Origin of the sequence: Leptolyngbya iicbica LK, from assembly GCF_004212215.1 — a bacterium.
In the GTDB taxonomy this organism is placed as follows: Bacteria; Cyanobacteriota; Cyanobacteriia; order Phormidesmidales; family Phormidesmidaceae; genus Halomicronema; species Halomicronema iicbica.
In genome coordinates, this window is the sequence record NZ_QVFV01000001.1 from 317930 (window position 1) to 334631 (window position 16702).

Genomic DNA, 16702 nt, shown 5'->3' on the forward strand with positions numbered 1-16702 from the left:
TGAGTAGAAAAGTTGGTCTCTAGCAAACCGCCAGCGAAATCGTCGCGATTGTGAGTTTTACAGCAATCCGTCCATCAGCTGCATGACCTCGATGGCACGGGGCGTGAGTTCAAGGTCCCTCGACGGCTCACAGGCTAAATGGTTGTCCATCAAGCCCTTCATGGCAATCAGTTTCAGACTGTTTTCGGTGAGGGCGGAGGCGATCGCTTCCGCCGCTGGCAGATAGCCAATCGCCCCCAAATCCATCAGGGCCGAGCGCCGCAATTGCAGACTGTGCCCTTGCAAGGTGGTAATCAAGCGATCGGCATATTGCGCATCGTCTGTGAGTTGATAAAGAGCCCGCGCCGCCGCATTTTTGACGGTGGCGAACTCATGGTCAATGAAGGGCTGGATGGCGGCGATCGCCTCCGTCACTCGCAGCATACCCAGCGCCTCAATAATGGCGGCATAGGGTTGCGTGAGATGCGGCTTGCCGGGCACCTGAGTGGCCGCCTCAATCCCCCCATCCAGCAGCGCTAATAAATCAGGCGCACACTGAGCGTCACCCAGTTCCGCCAGCGCTTGGGCAGCAGCTTCGCGCACATAATAATCATCACTGCTGAGGCAGCGGGTCAGGGCTGGCACCACGCGGGTATTCCCCAACTTGCCCAGGGCGCGAGCGGCATTACGCCGTAGCGGATAGCCCCCATCCGGCGAGCGACTGTCGGTATCTTCCAGCGCAGCTTCTAGGGCATCAATCACCACGGGCTCGTCGACGCGAAAGCGCCCCAGCCACCAAGCCGCGTAATATCGCAAGCTGGGATCAGCCGTTTGCTGCAGGTTAGCGATCGCCTCTTCTTTGGTCAGCGATTCACTCGTAATTTCAATATCCGTCATCAGAGAAAAAGACAATAAAAGCAAAATAAAGAGACGCACTTATGGAATTCAAAGAATCCGAGAAAAACGGTGTTTTCACACAGGTTCTTCGGCTCCCTAGAGCCCCATAATGGCGTCTCAAAAGTAAGATTGAGAACCCCAAAGGGTGAGTTAGCACAGTTGGTGAGGGTCACCAACCACGACTTATTCGCCAGTTAATGGCTTGATGCTGACAATCTCACCACCCATGCGAGTGATGCGCTGCATCTCTTGATTCATGCGGCTATAGGGCACCTTGATAAAGATGCTGCCGCTCTGACGAATGGGATACCCATTCTTGTCAGTTTCCTGGTTTTGACGCATGCCGGTCACTTCGTACAAAAACATGCGCCCCTTAGACGGGGAAGCGGTCGCAGTCCCGAAGGCATTTTGACCCATCATGTAGAGATATCTCCTACGCAATAAAACAGCATCTCCACTGTAAGTAAGGAGATCACTGCAAGATGTTCTTCTCAGTACTAAACAGTGGGATTAAGTCACAAATCAGGGCAGGCAAAGCCCACCCTGATCGCATTCTAACCAGCCGCTAACTATCTGCTAGCTGCGGTCACGCTCGACACTCGACCGCCCATGCGGTTGATCTGTTGGAGCTTGCTAGACAGTTGCTCGTAGGGCACCAAGAAAGCGGTGTTGGTACGGCGGATGCGGGGATAACCCGGCCCCGCCATGCCGACCACTTCGACGCGATACATCTTGCTGTCTTGGCCACCAAAAGGCGTCGTGCCGCCCAGAGCCTTGCTGGGGGTAACGCTGCCCTTACGAGTGGTGGAAGACCCGACCGAGCTCGGTGGCTTGATGGAAGAAGCCTGATTACGACCCAACTCTTCGGCCAGTTTCGAGATGCCGCCACCCATTTGGGCGCGATCGCTCGTGGCATAGCCGCGATAGAGCTGGAACATGCGCGTAAAGCCTTGGCTCCGCTGACCCGGCTGATAGACGAAGCTGCGGTAATAGGGCACCACATTTTCGCCAAAGTTAGCCTGGTACTCTTCGCTATCGATGAAGGAATCGACATCGGCGTCGTAGCCTTCGTTCTCATAGCGATCGAGGTGCTCAATCACTTCCAACTCGCTGTAGGGAGCGCGGCCCAGCAAATGCTTGAACTGCAACTCGATCACGCGAGTTTGAAAGCTGTTATGAAAAAACTTGTTCTTATACAAGTCGGACTTGGCGACAGCGCGCACAAATTCACGCACCGAAATGTAGCCGTTGCGCAACAGCGACTCAGCGCTAGTCAGACGCTCAGACTTCATCAGGTAATCATTCCCGAGCAGTTGACGATAGACCGCCCGAATCACCCCTTCGGCATCTTCGGCAGACCAGTTTGCCCGTAATTCGACTTTGCCCGTTTCCTCAAACGGAACAGTTCCCAAGCGGGATGCTGCCGTAGTAATCGGCATGAGATTCATCCTCCATAAACAACAGGATACGCAAACTGACCCGGAAGAGACCCAAGACCTTTCGCAAAAAGTCTCAGGCTCCGCCGAGGCAGTTTACCGATTTGAGTGCTGGTTTAAGCTTCGGTAACGCCTGTTACCCGGCCACCGGCACGGTTGATTTGTTGGAGCTTGCGAGACAGTTGCTCGTAAGGCACCAGATATTCGGTGTTGCTGCGCCGGACTCGAGGCAGTTGACCAGGGGCCGCTGCTTGAGCTACGCGCACCCGGTAGAGCTTCTCTCGGTTGCCGCCGCCAGTACCCACAAGTGCAGCACCTGTGCTAGCGTCAGATACGGGGGATGAAGAGTTTCTGGCGATCTCTTGAATCAGACGAGCGCGAACTCCCGATTGTTGAGAGCGATCGCTCGTCGCATACCCCCGATATAATTTGAAAAATCGAGTGAAGCCGACCGTTTTTTGACTCCGCTGAGTCAAATAGCCACGACTAGAAGGCACCGTGTTTTCACCAAAGTTTTCCGCATATTCGGCAGAATCAATATAAGAATTGATCTCCGCTTCATAGCCTTGACTGTGGTAAATCGCCCCATGGGCTTGAATTTCTTCTTGCCCGTAGGGAGCGCGCCCTAGCAAATGCTTAAAGTTCAGTTCAATAAAACGATTTTGCGGACCAGAAGCAAAAAACTTTTCGCGATACAGTTCCGACAATGCCAATGCCCGCACAAAGTCGCGCACTGAGATATCGCCCTGCCGCAATAAAGATTCTGCACTCACGAGCCGCTCATTCGCCATGATGTACTGGTTGCCAAACACCTGACGATATGCAGCCCGAATCACCGCATCGATGTCAGTCGTTTTAGTCCAGTTTTGGCGTAGCTCTACCTTTTGGTTCTCCTCAAACGGAGACACTCCCAGACGTCCTGCCGCAGTTGTGACTGCCATTGGCCTTTTCTCCTTCGGCAATTCAGATACAACAATGCCCGGACAAGCAAACAACTGTTAACCATGCGCTAACAACTGTCTGCCCCTCCGGGCAATTTAGGGCAACCTAGCTGAGAGCGTTGATTGCGTAGTCGAGGTAGGAGTTAGCGATCACAGCAGGGTCACCACTCAAACCGTGGCTAGCCTTGATGTTGCTGAGCGCTTCAACATACCAGCTGGGGGACAGCTCAAACGTGCTGTTGATTTCATCCAAACCAGCGATGAGGTACTCATCCATGGGGCCAGTACCACCAGCGATGCAGCAGTAGGTGACCATGCGCAGGTAGTAACCGATGTCACGAGCACACTTGTCCTTACCACGCTGGTCAGCAGCGTAGTTAGGGCCCTGCATTTGGGTGGTGTAGGGGAACTTGTTGTAAACAGCCTGAGCTGCACCAGAAACCAAGGAATCAGCCTTGGAAGTCAAGGTCTTAGCAGCTTCCAAACCAGAAGCAGCCTTGTCCAAGCGGCCAAAAGCAGCTTGCATTTCAGTGTTGCTCAAAAAGCGGCCCTGGGAATCAGCAGCAGCAACTGCTTCAGTCAGAGGAGTTTTCATTGGAACTATCTCCTAAAAGATGTACAAGTTTGGTCTTGGTAATTCGAGAAAATTCGTGCGTTTCGCACAGAAAACTGCCTAGGACTAGGCAACAGCAGCAGCAGCGAGATCGAAGTAGCTGCCGATTTCGGAAACGAGGCTGGAGCAGTCACCTTGGGTGATGTTCGCAGGATCGTTCACGATCGCAATGGCAGAAGCCTTCATCTTCTCAACGCCAGCAGCGACGGAAGCACCGGGAACACCCAGAGCCACGTAGGTCTCACGCAGGCCGTTCAAGCAGCGATCGTTCAGCACGGAAGAGTCGCCAGTGAACACAGCGTAAGTGATGTAGCGCAAGATGATTTCCATGTCGCGCAAGCAAGCAGCCATGCGGCGGTTGGTGTAAGCATTACCACCAGGAGCGATGAGCTGGGGCTGCTCAGCAAACAAGGCGCGAGCGGCATCAGAAACGATTTTGGAGGCGTTGCTGGTGATCCGGTTAACGGAGTCCAGACGCTTGTTGCCATCAGCAACAGTCTGCTGCAGCGCATCGATCTGATCCATGGACAGGAAGTCGCCACGAGCATCAGCCTGGGAAACAACCTTGGAATAAACGTCAAACATTAGACTCAGTCTCCTAAATAGATGAGTTTGGTTTGTTTTTTCTTGACTGGAATCGCAAGTTAGCCAGCTCACGCTGCCTAAAAGCGTATATGAGAGGATCTTAAAGAGAGGCAACAGTCGACTCTTATTTTCTTGACATTTCTTCAACTTCTGACACAAAGCTCATTTGCGTAGAGTTGCCGAAAAATCCACCGGAATAAGAGAGACCATTCCTTGGAACTGAGTGTTTACAAGAACAACTTCAAGTTACTTGTAAGTCACTTAGGCTCCTGAATTAAGCCCTCCAGAATTTTATACACTGCCCTCGGGCCAACACAATTTACGAGTTGTTAAGCCTGATACAGTTTGCAACATTACTGAAAAAGCTTAACCTCAGTGGATTTTCGGATTTCCTGAGATTTTCCGGCTAAAGATAAATGAGCCTTTGTTACATAAGTAAATAAAACGCCACGATGGAAAAATCCTGATTGCGGTTTTACGACTCAGGAAAGGAATTTTTAGTCTGGAGAGGATAGGCAGTCGGCAGCGGTGCGATCGCCTCTCTTTATTCCCCGTTGCCAGCCAGGAGACGACCAACGGCCAAGCAGCACAACATTAGATTTTTGATGGGCTGGGGTAGCGCCCTGCATTGGAGCTTGGCCGGCCATCGGTAACGAGGAACCAGCGCTCTACGACATGCTGCGACTCAAACCACAGAAAAGCGAGGAAGGAGAAGATGTGACCGCGTTTCTCGCACCTAGAGCTAATTAGTACTCGTGGCTGCGGTATCAGCTGCCGTGTCGGGCTCGGGAGTTTGGCAGAGCGTCTGAAGCGTAGGGTCAACTCGGCTATTGTGGGCGAGGTAGTCTTCTAACCAGGCACAACTGCTGGCGAGCGAGGTGGCAATATCTTCAATGCCATCGCGTTCCCAAATCAGACCTCGGCCATCATTACTCGCAGACACCACATAGCCCTCTTTAGAATCGACAGCAACATCGTGCACCCCTTGGGTATGACCTGAGAGAGTCGAGATGGTTTGACCATCCAAATCCCAAATGCGAATGGAATTGTCGTTGCTGGCAGTAATAATGTGCTGGCCACTGGGGGTAAAAGCAACCGACAGCACGCCATCTTCATGGCCCTTGAGGGTGGTTAACTGTTCACCGGTGCTGGCCTGCCACAGCTGCACCGAATTGTCGTAACTGGCAGTGGCAATAAGCGAGCCATCAGGGCTGAATTGAGCATCGAGCACCCATCCCTGGTGGCCTGCCAAAATTTGCGGCGGCGTCCGGTCAATGTCGGCAACTGTCCAGATTTTCGCGAGGTGATCCCAACCCGTAGTCACGATTTTTTGACCATCTGGACTAAAGGCAACGCCAAAGGCTCCATCGCTATGGGCGTCTATTGTAGCCACCAAAGTGCCATCGGGCCGCCACAAGCGGAGGGTGTGGTCTTCACCAACAGACGCCACCAGGTCACCACTGGGACTAAAGGCAACATTATTCACAGCTCCCACGTGGCCTGAGAAGACTCGCACGTCTGGGGTGTCCGATTGGAAATTTTGCCAGAGACGCACGGTGCCATCTGTCCCGGCGGAGGCAAGCAGCGCGCCATCAGTGCTGAAGGCCACGGCGTTGACGGAGCTACCATGTCCAGTCAATGTCTGGAGCGGGTTACCCGATTCTTGCCACAGGCGGACGGTGCCATCGCGTCCCCCGGTAGCGATGAGGTCTTCGATGGGGGAAATGGCGACAGTGTTGACGGAGCCTTGGTGACCGAGCAACACGTGCAGGTTATCGCGCTGTAAATCCCACAGGCGGATGGCATGATCACCCCCAGAAGTGGCAATCATTTTGCCATCGGGGCTAATGGCAAGGGCCGCAATCAGGCCCGTGTGCCCCACAAGGGTGGCAGAGGGGGTACCGTCTAACCGCCACAGGCGAATGACTTTATCGTCACCGACCGTAATCAATTGTTCGCCATCAGGGGTGAACTGGACGTTGTAGATGGCCCCCTCATGGGCGGGAAATTCGCGAATGAGGGTCTGGTCGGCGAGATTGTGTAGCCGCACCTGGCGATCGCTACCCACGGCCGCCAAAGTCGTGCCATCAGGGCTCAGAGCCAGGGCAATCAGCGCCATCGACGAACTGGAAAACTGGCTCAGTAACTCCCCAGTGGCATCCCAAACGTAGATGTTGCCTTGCTCGTTCCCCGCGATGATTTGATTGTCAGCCGTCCATAACAGCGCTTGAAAGCCGCCGATATCCCCCTCTAGGGTGGTTACGAGGTCACCTGCTGTCGACCAAATTTTGACGGTGGCATCTTCGCTTGCTGTGGCGATTTGATTGCCGGAAGGGGCAAAGGCAACGGCGCGGGTGGGCTGTTCGTGGGCCCGCCAGGTGTTCTCGAGAATGCCATTGGCACTCCACAGGTGGATCGCGCCATTGTTATCCACCGCCACGAGGCGATCGCCATCGGGGGCAAAGGCCACATCCAGCAGCGGCGACCCGTCGCATTCCAACACGTTTAAGAGTCGGCCATCAAGGCCCCACAGGCGCACATCACCATCAGCGCTGACCGACGCCAGTTTTTGCTCATCGGGGCTAAAGGCCACCTGCCACACAGTGCCGGTGTGGCCTTCTAACCGATTCCGTTCTTGAATCCAAAACAGGGACTGCTGGAGCGCACTGAGCACCTGCGATCGCAATTCAGGCGTCTGCCATTCTGGCTCTAACGACTGAAAGAGCTGCCCGGCTTGGGTGGCCGATAACAGGGCATCAAACCGCTGATCGGAGAGAAATAACGCCTGGGCCGACTGATTGAGCGCTTTGAGTTGGGCTTGCTCGGCGCGTTTTTGGGCAGTTTGCGCCTGCCGCGATAGCCCCCAACTGGTGATGCCCATCGCCACGGCGAGTACCGACACGGCAGTCACCAGCTGCAGCCAGCGTTGTTGGCCCGCCATCGCAGCCTTCTGGCGTTCCAGTTCGACGGCCCGAGCCGCAGCTTCCACTTCCCCACTGGCGATGACATATCGATGGTGCAGCGCCGTGGGGCGAGGCTCTTGATCTTTGCCTTGGGCCAGGTAGTGATTAGCGCGATCGAGGTCGGCCCCCCGCAACAGGTAGCTCGTATCGAGTCCGTTGCGCTCCCATTCCAAGGCCCGCACTAAAATGCGCGTATGTGTCCGCACATAGTCCAGGTCTTGATCCAGAGCTTCGAGGAGATTTTTGAACCCCTGCTGAAAATCGTCTTGCGTGCGTAGAAAAATCCAATTCAGGCGGGCCAGTTCGGGATGGACTTGATCGGGTTGCACATCCTGACAGACGACAGGCACCAGCCGCTTGTTGTGTTTCAGGGCTTCTTCAATTTCCTGACCGCAGACCTTGGAAGCGACCGAATCAGGACTCAGTACGAAGACGAAGGTATCAGCCAGTTCAATCCCGAGCTGAATTTCCTGCCACCAGTCCACCGCGACGGGAATATTTTCCCAATCGACCCAGACTTCGCGCTTAGTTGCCTCCAAAGCACTGTGCAGTTCTTGCACAAATTCCTTATTACGCCGCGAGTAGGAAATGAAGACGTTAGCTTGCTTGGTGTCGCGGTCTAAGACTTGCCAAACATCGGTAGGCATTTGCCGACCCGACTTGGGGGCCAGCTTAACTCGATAAAAAGTGGTGCCCTGACGGTCAATGGTTTTGAGCAATCCCTGTTGGGTCAGGGTGTCAAGGCTGGCTTGGACCTGCTGCTGCGATTGATTGATGTTTTGGGCAATGGTTTCAGCCTGCGCTTCATAGTGACGCAGCAACCAATTCACGAGCGATTGTTGCTCCGGTGGCATGGTGAGAATGTCTGCCACCTTAAGTCCGGGCAGACGCGCCTGCCGTTTTCTCGGTTCACCTTTGAGTAGCGCATCTAGCGCATCATCTGGCATGGGCACTCCTGATTGCTGAGGCCACCGCCCCCCAATCAAGAGGCCAATGGCGGGAACTCCTTGCCTCTTATCATATCGGAGGAAGTTTTTCCGGCTGTGTAGCCTGAGTGGAACCGTTCACAATTATCGAGGAGGCCTGGTTCGCTCAACCCATGAGCATATTTTTGAGGTCTTGAATGAAGTCGGCGGGGCGGTTGTCTAGGTCGATCGCGGTGAGTAGCTCATCCGAGGTGTCAATCAGTTCCGCCAGTCGAGGATCTTCAATGGTTTTGCCTTCAACTACTTTGTACCGCAGCGCTTTCACAATGTCGTCGGCAATGCGTCCGGTGCCCGCCACAATCACAATTTCCCGCCCGGCGGCAACACTGGCATAGGCGTCGCTCACCGTCACTGAGCCGCCGTTGATCAAGATGGTCATGGACTCATGCTCGCCAGACAAATGGGTGGCAATCTTCGCAATCCAAGGCGATTCGTCGCCCCATTGCTCACCGGGGACTAGCAGACAGTGCGTATGGTTTGGCTCGAGCGTCGAGGCGTCGGGATGGGTGGCGGGCTGATCGGGCAAGTTGACCAGCGATCGCGGGGCCACCCCAATTAACGGAAAACTCGCGTTAATAGCTGTGCGGGCTTGTCCCATCAGGCGCATGACGCCCGCATCAGTGCCGCCATCCACGACATAGAGCTGCATCTCTTCGGCGAGGGGCGCTAAGACGCGATGAAAGAGGTCATCTAACTGAGTCTGTTGGTCGTTATCTAAGCCGCTGGCCCCACCCACAATGACCAGGGTCAAATGCGGCTGTCCTAAACCCGTTTCGTCAAAAAAACGGGTGACATCGTCGATTTGATCGACAAAGCCAACCTGAACCCCTTGATGGTCGGTTTTCGTTTCTTGTAATTGATAAATCTGAACGGGAGATGACATATATCCAAGTTGGATGCATAAATAGCTGAAATTTGCCCGCTCTGACGCCAGTCCGATGGCGGCTGCCCCCCAACCAGAAGCTGTCGCTAGCAGCGGTATATCACCCTAATCGAGCATTAATATGCCCAGCTTGACCGCTGGCAGAACTCGTATAGTTTCAGAACTCAATAGTACCCAAAGAAATTCAACCGGGTGCATAGGGCATCACATATTGATGAATCGCGACTATTGGGCGGTGGCTTGGGTGACCGACTCATCTTGATAGAGCGCCCAGTCGGGCTGGGGGCAGAGGCTCTTGCCACTCAGCAACCAGTGGCGGCGATCGCGCCATTCCCCAATCGCCTTGCAATGCCCAGCGGCGGCATGGATAAGCGGCCCCGACCATCCCGAGCCCCACCGGATTCGGCGACGGCCCAGTAAGCAAGAGATTTCGGGGCGGCTGCGGTCCCAGGGGGAAAGCAGGTACTATGATGTGAAAGAAAGCTTAACTTTTGTAAACATTTTGACTCCGGCTGTCAAACCCTCCCAAGTGATTTCTGGCGCTTCTGCGTGGCTGGCCCTTGACGTACTCTGGCAGGGCGGCGGCACTGTGGTGAAGCGAGGGTTGCCCCATGACCAGCTCTCGCCCGCCTGGCAAATTTTGCTGCTGGGGGATGGGTCACCGACTCGGCACTTGCAGTTACTCACCCGCGAGCGCACTGAGGTCGATGTGATTGACATGTCGGCCATTGGCATGGCCCCCGACGATGCGCCACAAATCATTGATGCGGTCCCTGGGCCTCGTCTGCGCCGTCAGGTGTGGCTACGAACATCGTCGGGGCAGCGGCTTGCCTATGCCACCTCATGGTGGGAAGCCAGCCATGTAGATGAGTATTTGCAAAATCGCTCGCTGCCCATTTGGGCCAGTCTCACCCGCATTCGCGCCGAACTGTATCGCGACATTCGGGGCATTCATTACGGCCATTCTCAACCGCTGGAAGTCGCATTTGGCGAACGGGGTCCCTTTTGGGGGCGGCATTACTTGTTCTGGCACAATGGCAAGCCGCTGACGCTGATTTACGAGGTCTTTTCCCCTTATCTGACGCGCTATCTGGGGCCGACACGGGCGGAAGTGCTGCCGCCGGAGCACTAATACTGCACTGGGTAGCCCCCACTAAATTGAGGCTGATACGGCGAGGCGGCGAGCTGGGGTTGAGATACAGGGGTCACGGTTGGGGCCACCTCGGTCTGCGCCAGGGTAATTTGTTCCTCGCTCCAGCGATGCACCATGGGTTGAACGGCCTGCCAGCGATGGGTGGTGGGATCGATCTGGTGGGCGATCGCGATCGCGGCATCCCGCTCCATCACGCTCCCCGAGTGCCACAATCGCTGGGCTTCATTCCACAGTCGTGTGGTTTCGCGTTCGACGGTGATTTGGTGCGCCAGTTGCTGAGATAACTCGGCAGCACCAGCCATCTGATCGAGCTGTTCTAGCTGCGCCAGTGATTGGTAGGCAGTGGCCCAATCCGCGGTGGCGAGGGCGGCCTGCGCTTGCGTATCGAGCGCTTGGGCCAGTTGCTGATGTTGCGTGTGGAGTTGGGCTTTCAGCGCTTGTGCGGCAGCAAAATCTGGACTCTGCCACGACACTTGTTCGACGAGGGCGATCGCCGTAGCCCAGTCTTCCGCAGTGGCGGCCTGTTGGGCTGCTTCCAGAGCGGTGCGAGACCACTGTTCCAGCAAATCTTGCCCTTCACTAAAGAGGGGATGGCTGACGGGCCAGCGGCTCACTTCAGCTACCGCCATTTGCCGCGCTTGCATGTCGCCAGCCGCGATCGCCCCTTGCCAGCAGGTCAACTGGTCGCGGGCCACATCGAGACTGGTCAAATCAGTGCAGTCGGGGGCGGGGGGCACCCCTACTAACTGGTCAAAGGCCAGCAGCGTCAGGTTGCCAGCGGCGACGGTCCCAGCCAACAGGCCGAGCGTCCAATGGCCAGACAGGCCCCCGAGGGTTTGGACCAGCAGTTGCCCCATCGACTCTGAGGGGCACAGCGTGACCGGGTCGGCGAAATCTGCTTCATCCGGGAGATCGTCGCTTTCGACTGCTAACGGCTGGGACTGCAGAAAGCGCTGCCACCCTGATAAATCTGCTGGGGCGGAGGCGATCGCGCTAGCAGTCAGGGGTGTGACGGGCTCAGACGCTGAGTAGGAAGAGGACACCATGACCACACGATGATGAGGGCATTCGCCTCATGTTTCACCCTGTCGTCGCGATCGCCCGGAGAAAACAGCGACCTAGTCGTGCAACTTAACGGAGCCCGATGGCAGCTAACAGCTTCAGCTGATCGGGGACGGGCACCAGGGTATTGGCCGTGAGCCAACCGCTGGCCGCCACCGCTGGCAAGCCAATGCCGGGAAAGGTGGAATCGCCGCCGCAGAGCAAGCCATCGAGGGGCGTCGTGGGGCCGGGGAAGATCGCTTGGCCAGCCGCGATCGCGGGGCCATAGCTACCCCGGTGTCGGCGCAAAAAGCGTTCGTGCGTGAGGGGGGTGCCGACGAGGGAAACTTCGACGCGATCGCGAATGTCGGGAATCACTCGCTCCAGGGCTTGCCACATGACTTGGGAACGTTCCGTCTTGAGTTGCTGGTAGGCGTCGCTGCGGCGATCGAGCCCTTGCCACAGGTCGTAGGGTTCGTTGCCGGGAGTGTAGACGTGGATCATGTCTTTGCCGGGGGGAGCCAGGGTGCGATCGAGGCGGGAGGGGATGGAGATGAGTACCACATTTTGCGGGGCGGTGACGCCCATTTCCCAGTCATTCACCACGATGTGATGGCAGGCCAAGTCATCGGGCAGGCCGGTGGCGTCGATGCCAAGATGGAGGTGCATGAAGCTGTCGCAGGGGGGCAGGTCTTGCCGCTGACGGCGCAGCGATCGCGTGGCGGGATGATCGGGCAGCAGTTTCAGCGTGTCCCAAATGGAAGCGTTAGAAACGACGGCGCGTTTGGCATGGAGGGTTTCACCGGAGCGGAGGCTGACACCGGAGGCGCGATCGCCTGTTACCAAAATTTCCTCGACGTGCGCCCCGAGACGGAGCGTGCCGCCGTGCTTTTCCAATCCCCGCACTAGGGCATCCACCAGGGCCGCACTGCCCCCGACGGGATAATCGAGCTGCACACCGGGGCGATACCAATCGGCAAACATGAAGGCCATCTCGGCAGCGCTAGTGCCAGACGCGGGCAGGCCCGATAGCAAGAAGCACAGCAGATCCAACCAATTACGGAGAAAGCGATCGCTCACCACTCGCTCCATCAGGCGGCTAAATGGCCCGGTGAGATCGAAAATGCGGGGGGCGTGGCGCAGCATCGGCCAGGCATAGGGTGCCGCTGTTTGTAAACCGCCCCAGTCAAAGCGCAGCGCTGCCGGGGGCAAGGCGACGACAGCTTCGCCATAGGGCTGCATGAAGGTTTGGAGGGCGCGCCATTGGGCGATCGCGTCGGCTCCCCGCAACTCGCCCAACACCTCACAAAACTGATCGGCCCCGACCTGAGTATCAAAGGTGCCTTCGGGTAGGCAGCAGCCCCAGGTGTCATAGGTATGCCACTCAGGGGCTTCGCCAATGGCATCGAACACGTGGCGCAGCGGATTGTGGGAAGGACGGTAGGACAGCCCGGAATAGAGCGATGGCCCGGAGTCGAAGGTGAAGCCGTCTCGCTCAAAGCCGTGGGCGGCCCCACCGGGAATCGTGTGGCTTTCGCACACCACTACATCGAGTCCGTAACGGGCTAATAAAGCCGCACAGCTCAGGCCCCCGATGCCACTGCCAATCACCACCACGTCTGTTTTCATTCGGTTCTCAATCGCCCATTTTTCTCTTAGTGTGGCGAAAATTTGGCGGGGCTGTAAAGGCGAGGGGAAAGGGGGCGATCGCGGGCCAATTTGGGCTAAGGCGGTGTTGATATCGGCCCTCCATGTCGGAATTCTTTATCTAGGGGTTAAAACTGAGAGGAGAGTTGTTGACTTGCCCCGCATAATTTGATGAGCACTAAGCGATTTCGGGTGGCCTTTTCCTTTGCCGGAGAAAAGCGCGCCTTTGTTGAACGGGTAGCGGCGCTACTGGCCGACTGTTTTGGCGAAGCGCAGATTCTCTACGACAAATATTGCGAAGCGGAATTTGCTCGTTACGACCTGGGCATCTATTTGCCGCGACTCTACAGCGAACAGTCTGATCTGATTGTGCCGGTGCTGTGCTCAAACTACGACCAGAAACACTGGACTGGCTGGGAATGGGTGCATATCTACGGCTTGCTGACAAAAACTGACGGCGAGCGGGTAATGCCCTGTCGCTTTGACTATGCCACTGCCGATGGGCTCAGCCCTGTTTCTGGCTTTGTTGAATTGGATAACAAAACGCCCGAGCAGTTGGCAACCCTTATCCTGGAACGGTTGGCCGTTAACGAGCATCGGCCGAAGGACTACTACACGTGCACCGCCAAATTTGTCAGAAATGATGCCACAAGCCGTCAACCTAGCGTTAAGGTTCCTTATAGTAATTTACCCCAGGTGCAACCTTCTTTTGAGCGAGATACTACCTCTGCTCATCCCCCAACCCGCGATTTTTTCATCAGCTACACTAAGCCAGACCGGGCTTGGGCCGAATGGATTGGTTGGATGCTCGAAGAAGCTGGTTACACCATTTTTATTGACGTGTGGGATTTTCGACCCGGCTCCAATTTTTCCATCGAGATGGATAAAGGCACCCAGTGTCGGCAAACCATCGCTGTCTTGACGCAAAACTATCTCAAGGCCCGCTACACCAAACCCGAATGGGCCGCCGCCTTTGCTGACGATCCGGAAGGTGATAATCGTAAATTCATTCCCATTCGTGTGGAAGATTTCAACCCCTCCGGGTTACTGAAATCCATCGTTTACGTTGATTTTGTTGGAGTTGACTCGCACCAGGAAGCGAGGCAGCGTCTCCTGAATGCATTGAAGGAGCGAGGTAAACCGGATACCCCACCTATCTTTCCTGGCGATCTCAATCTTGACGCGGCTCTAGAGATAGCGGCTACAGAGCGCGCTAAGCCTGACAGTCAGCCGTCCTTCCCGGCCCTTGCCGATAGGATAATAGAACAGACCGCCAACCCTTTTCTTCCGCTGTACGGTGGGATAGAAGAAGCCGATCAGTTTTTCAACTGTGAAAGTCTGCTCAAAACTGTGTTCGAGTTGTTGAACACGAATCACAATTTGGCTCTCATTGGCAAACATAATTCAGGCAAGTCTTCGCTACTAAGAGCTATTGTTCGCCAAGCTCCGAAGCGGTTAACGGTAGATCGCGCACCAATCTATCTCGACTTGACCAATGTGTTTGCGGAAGAAGACTTCTTTGAAGATCTTTGTGAAGCAATAGGGTTGGAACAATTAGAAGGAAAGGCTTTAGTACGAAAGCTGAATAAAGAGAAAGGCAAACATAAATATCTTCTGTTACTAGATGAAGTAGAACGGTTTTGCCAGGAGGGATTCACACGCAGAATTCGCGAGCAGTTACATGGCATTGCCAATACCAATGATTCTCCCATCAAGTTAGTAATTGCAGCTCGGGTCTCGCTCGATCAACTTTTTCCAGATAGTAATCAAGATCGAGAAGTCACTCCAATTGAAAATATTTGCATGGAACAAGGAGTACCTGCCTGGACTGAAGTTATGTGTCGCGAATTCATTATCAACCGTCTAAACGGCAGCCCCTTCAAATTTTCGGATCAAGAAATCGCTCAACTTGTTAAGGGTAGTGACGGCAATCCTCAGCAACTCATACAAACCTGCCACGAACTGTATAACCAATACCGTATGACTTATACGGAGCTCGAAGTAAAGCAAGAAGAACAAGTTAGCCAAACTACTAAACTCCCTCCAAAGCTGCCTCATGGCGCGGAGAAATTCACCATGATGAGTATATTGGCACAGTTTCAGCAGGCAAAAACTGCCTCAGAAATTGCAGCGCTTGGGATAAATAAATTTCCAATAGATCTACTACATCCCATAACTTGGAAGGCAATGCAGCGATTTGGCCACGTGATTTCTGACACGAAAACAGCGGCAGGAAGTGCATCGCGAACCTCTAAAGCATTTTCGTCGAACCGAGCATTAGGAGAGCTTCAGAATATTCTCGATTACATCGACGATGTACCAGAAGCGGAGCGCGGAGTGATTGAGGAAATTGTCAAACAGTGGCGCAATGCCTTGCTTGATATGGCGACTTCTGGGGGTGAGCAGACTATTACTACTCCCGTTCAAAACCCCTACATTGTCGGCGATCCGGTGGAGGGCAATCTGTTTGTGGGGCGAGAGGATGTGCTGCGGCAGTTGGAGGAGCTTTGGTTAATGGGGCAGCAGATGCAGTCGGTAGTGCTGTATGGCCATCGCCGCATGGGCAAGACCTCCATTCTGCGCAATGCCGCCAAGACGGTGGGGGCGGGGTTGCGGCTGGTGTATGTGAACATGCTGCGATCTGCCAGTGCCGAGTCCATTAGCGATGTGCTGCTGGCGATCACCGATGAGCTAGCGGCGGTAATGAATGTGCCGCCGCCCAGTGATGAAGAGATGATGGCGCAGCCAATGCGGACGTGCGATTGTTACCTCAAGCGCATCCTCGACAACCTGAGCAACGACGAAACCCTGATTATCGCGATCGATGAATTCGAAAAAATTGAAGAGCTGATTGATACGGGCAAGCTCGCTCCTGACTTCATCGCTTACTTGCGGGGGCTAGTGCAGATGAGTCCCAAACTGGGCTTTGCCTTCGCCGGACTCCACACCCTGGAAGAAATGACACAGGACTATTTCAATCCCTTCTTTGCCAGCGTCATCCCCATCAAAGTCGGATTCCTGCAACCAGGGGCGGTGCACCAACTGCTAGCGAATCCGGGGGGTGAGTTTTTGCTCGACTACGATCGCGCCGCCCTCGATCTCATCTATCAACTCACTAGCGGCCAACCCTATCTCACCCAACTCGTCGGCTTCCAGCTCGTGCGCCGCTACAACAATCTGGTCTTTGAGCAGGGCCGCGAGCAGTCTGCTATTTTCACCGTCGCGGATGTCGATACCGTCACCACTGACCCCGAGTTCTTCCAGCTGGGGCGCTACTACTTCACCGGTGTCTGGGATCAAGCCGGACTCGACGTCCCCGAACAGCGTCCTGTGCTAACGGCCCTCGCCCCTCATCCAGACGGCCTCAGCCTTGATGACCTGGCCCACACTGCCCGCCTCAGCCCCACCCAACTCACTGCCGCCCTCACTCGCCTCGATCGCCATGATGTCGTCACCGTCGACAACAACCAAGCCCGCATTCGCGTCGAGCTGTTCCGCCGCTGGCTGCAGCAACAACAGCCTCAGGAATAACGCTAGTAGCGTCGGATAGAGTCCCAAGCTGGGGGCATTGCGGCCCC

The 16702-nt window shown here is 55.3% G+C and carries 13 protein-coding genes; 3 read left to right on the top strand and 10 right to left on the bottom strand.

Annotated features, from left to right (window positions below):
* Positions 1-57 precede the first annotated feature (57 nt).
* From cpcE to DYY88_RS01340, 8 genes are all read right to left on the bottom strand, one after another.
* Positions 58-876 (bottom strand): C-phycocyanin alpha-cysteine-84 phycocyanobilin lyase subunit CpcE, encoded by an 819-nt coding sequence (gene cpcE, locus DYY88_RS01305; protein WP_039724953.1) that lies wholly within the window; start codon positions 874-876, stop codon positions 58-60.
* Positions 877-1059: 183 nt separating this feature from the next.
* Positions 1060-1296, bottom strand: a complete 237-nt coding sequence (cpcD, locus tag DYY88_RS01310) for a rod-capping linker protein CpcD (protein ID WP_039724652.1) — start codon at positions 1294-1296, stop codon at positions 1060-1062.
* 149 nt (positions 1297-1445) lie between these two features.
* Complete coding sequence (locus DYY88_RS01315; protein ID WP_039724952.1) at positions 1446-2315, bottom strand: phycobilisome linker polypeptide; 870 nt, start codon at positions 2313-2315, stop codon at positions 1446-1448.
* Positions 2316-2428: 113 nt separating this feature from the next.
* The gene (locus DYY88_RS01320; protein ID WP_039724651.1) at positions 2429-3253 is read right to left on the bottom strand and encodes a phycobilisome linker polypeptide; all 825 of its coding nucleotides are present in this window, start codon (positions 3251-3253) and stop codon (positions 2429-2431) included.
* A 106-nt stretch (positions 3254-3359) separates the two neighbouring features.
* Positions 3360-3848, bottom strand: a complete 489-nt coding sequence (gene cpcA, locus DYY88_RS01325; protein ID WP_039724650.1) for a C-phycocyanin subunit alpha — start codon at positions 3846-3848, stop codon at positions 3360-3362.
* An 84-nt stretch (positions 3849-3932) separates the two neighbouring features.
* Positions 3933-4451, bottom strand: coding sequence for a C-phycocyanin subunit beta (gene cpcB, locus DYY88_RS01330; RefSeq protein ID WP_039724649.1), 519 nt, complete (start codon positions 4449-4451; stop codon positions 3933-3935).
* A 742-nt stretch (positions 4452-5193) separates the two neighbouring features.
* Positions 5194-8361, bottom strand: a complete 3168-nt coding sequence (locus DYY88_RS01335) for a WD40 domain-containing protein (protein ID WP_039724647.1) — start codon at positions 8359-8361, stop codon at positions 5194-5196.
* A gap of 145 nt (positions 8362-8506) precedes the next feature.
* Positions 8507-9283, bottom strand: a complete 777-nt coding sequence (locus DYY88_RS01340; protein ID WP_039724646.1) for a hypothetical protein — start codon at positions 9281-9283, stop codon at positions 8507-8509.
* Positions 9284-9475: 192 nt separating this feature from the next.
* On the opposite strand from DYY88_RS01340, the gene DYY88_RS01345 reads away from it, so the two are divergent.
* Together DYY88_RS01345 and DYY88_RS01350 are read left to right on the top strand one after the other, a co-directional pair.
* Positions 9476-9703 (top strand): hypothetical protein, encoded by a 228-nt coding sequence (locus DYY88_RS01345; protein WP_130199291.1) that lies wholly within the window; start codon positions 9476-9478, stop codon positions 9701-9703.
* A 52-nt stretch (positions 9704-9755) separates the two neighbouring features.
* Positions 9756-10415: a chorismate lyase gene (locus DYY88_RS01350; protein ID WP_242517561.1), complete on the top strand. Its 660-nt coding sequence runs from the start codon at positions 9756-9758 to the stop codon at positions 10413-10415.
* Here the strand turns inward: DYY88_RS01350 and DYY88_RS01355 are convergent.
* Positions 10412-11482 carry a hypothetical protein gene (locus DYY88_RS01355; RefSeq protein ID WP_039724645.1) on the bottom strand — a complete coding sequence of 357 codons (1071 nt, stop codon included), beginning with the start codon at positions 11480-11482 and terminating at the stop codon, positions 10412-10414. The genes DYY88_RS01350 and DYY88_RS01355 overlap by 4 nt on opposite strands.
* A gap of 85 nt (positions 11483-11567) precedes the next feature.
* Positions 11568-13106, bottom strand: a complete 1539-nt coding sequence (locus DYY88_RS01360) for a phytoene desaturase family protein (RefSeq protein WP_039724644.1) — start codon at positions 13104-13106, stop codon at positions 11568-11570.
* A 189-nt stretch (positions 13107-13295) separates the two neighbouring features.
* On the opposite strand from DYY88_RS01360, the gene DYY88_RS01365 reads away from it, so the two are divergent.
* Positions 13296-16655, top strand: a complete 3360-nt coding sequence (locus DYY88_RS01365; RefSeq protein ID WP_084606893.1) for a TIR domain-containing protein — start codon at positions 13296-13298, stop codon at positions 16653-16655.
* Positions 16656-16702 lie beyond the last annotated feature (47 nt).

Bases quoted from the DNA above. Each gene is read 5' to 3' on its own strand.
- cpcE (WP_039724953.1), bottom strand. From the start codon at position 876: ATGACGGATATTGAAATTACGAGTGAATCGCTGACCAAAGAAGAGGCG.
- cpcD (WP_039724652.1), bottom strand. From the start codon at position 1,296: ATGATGGGTCAAAATGCCTTCGGGACTGCGACCGCTTCCCCGTCTAAG.
- DYY88_RS01315 (WP_039724952.1), bottom strand. From the start codon at position 2,315: ATGCCGATTACTACGGCAGCATCCCGCTTGGGAACTGTTCCGTTTGAG.
- DYY88_RS01320 (WP_039724651.1), bottom strand. From the start codon at position 3,253: ATGGCAGTCACAACTGCGGCAGGACGTCTGGGAGTGTCTCCGTTTGAG.
- cpcA (WP_039724650.1), bottom strand. From the start codon at position 3,848: ATGAAAACTCCTCTGACTGAAGCAGTTGCTGCTGCTGATTCCCAGGGC.
- cpcB (WP_039724649.1), bottom strand. From the start codon at position 4,451: ATGTTTGACGTTTATTCCAAGGTTGTTTCCCAGGCTGATGCTCGTGGC.
- DYY88_RS01335 (WP_039724647.1), bottom strand. From the start codon at position 8,361: ATGCCAGATGATGCGCTAGATGCGCTACTCAAAGGTGAACCGAGAAAA.
- DYY88_RS01340 (WP_039724646.1), bottom strand. From the start codon at position 9,283: ATGTCATCTCCCGTTCAGATTTATCAATTACAAGAAACGAAAACCGAC.
- DYY88_RS01355 (WP_039724645.1), bottom strand. From the start codon at position 11,482: ATGGTGTCCTCTTCCTACTCAGCGTCTGAGCCCGTCACACCCCTGACT.
- DYY88_RS01360 (WP_039724644.1), bottom strand. From the start codon at position 13,106: ATGAAAACAGACGTGGTGGTGATTGGCAGTGGCATCGGGGGCCTGAGC.
- DYY88_RS01365 (WP_084606893.1), top strand. From the start codon at position 13,296: ATGAGCACTAAGCGATTTCGGGTGGCCTTTTCCTTTGCCGGAGAAAAG.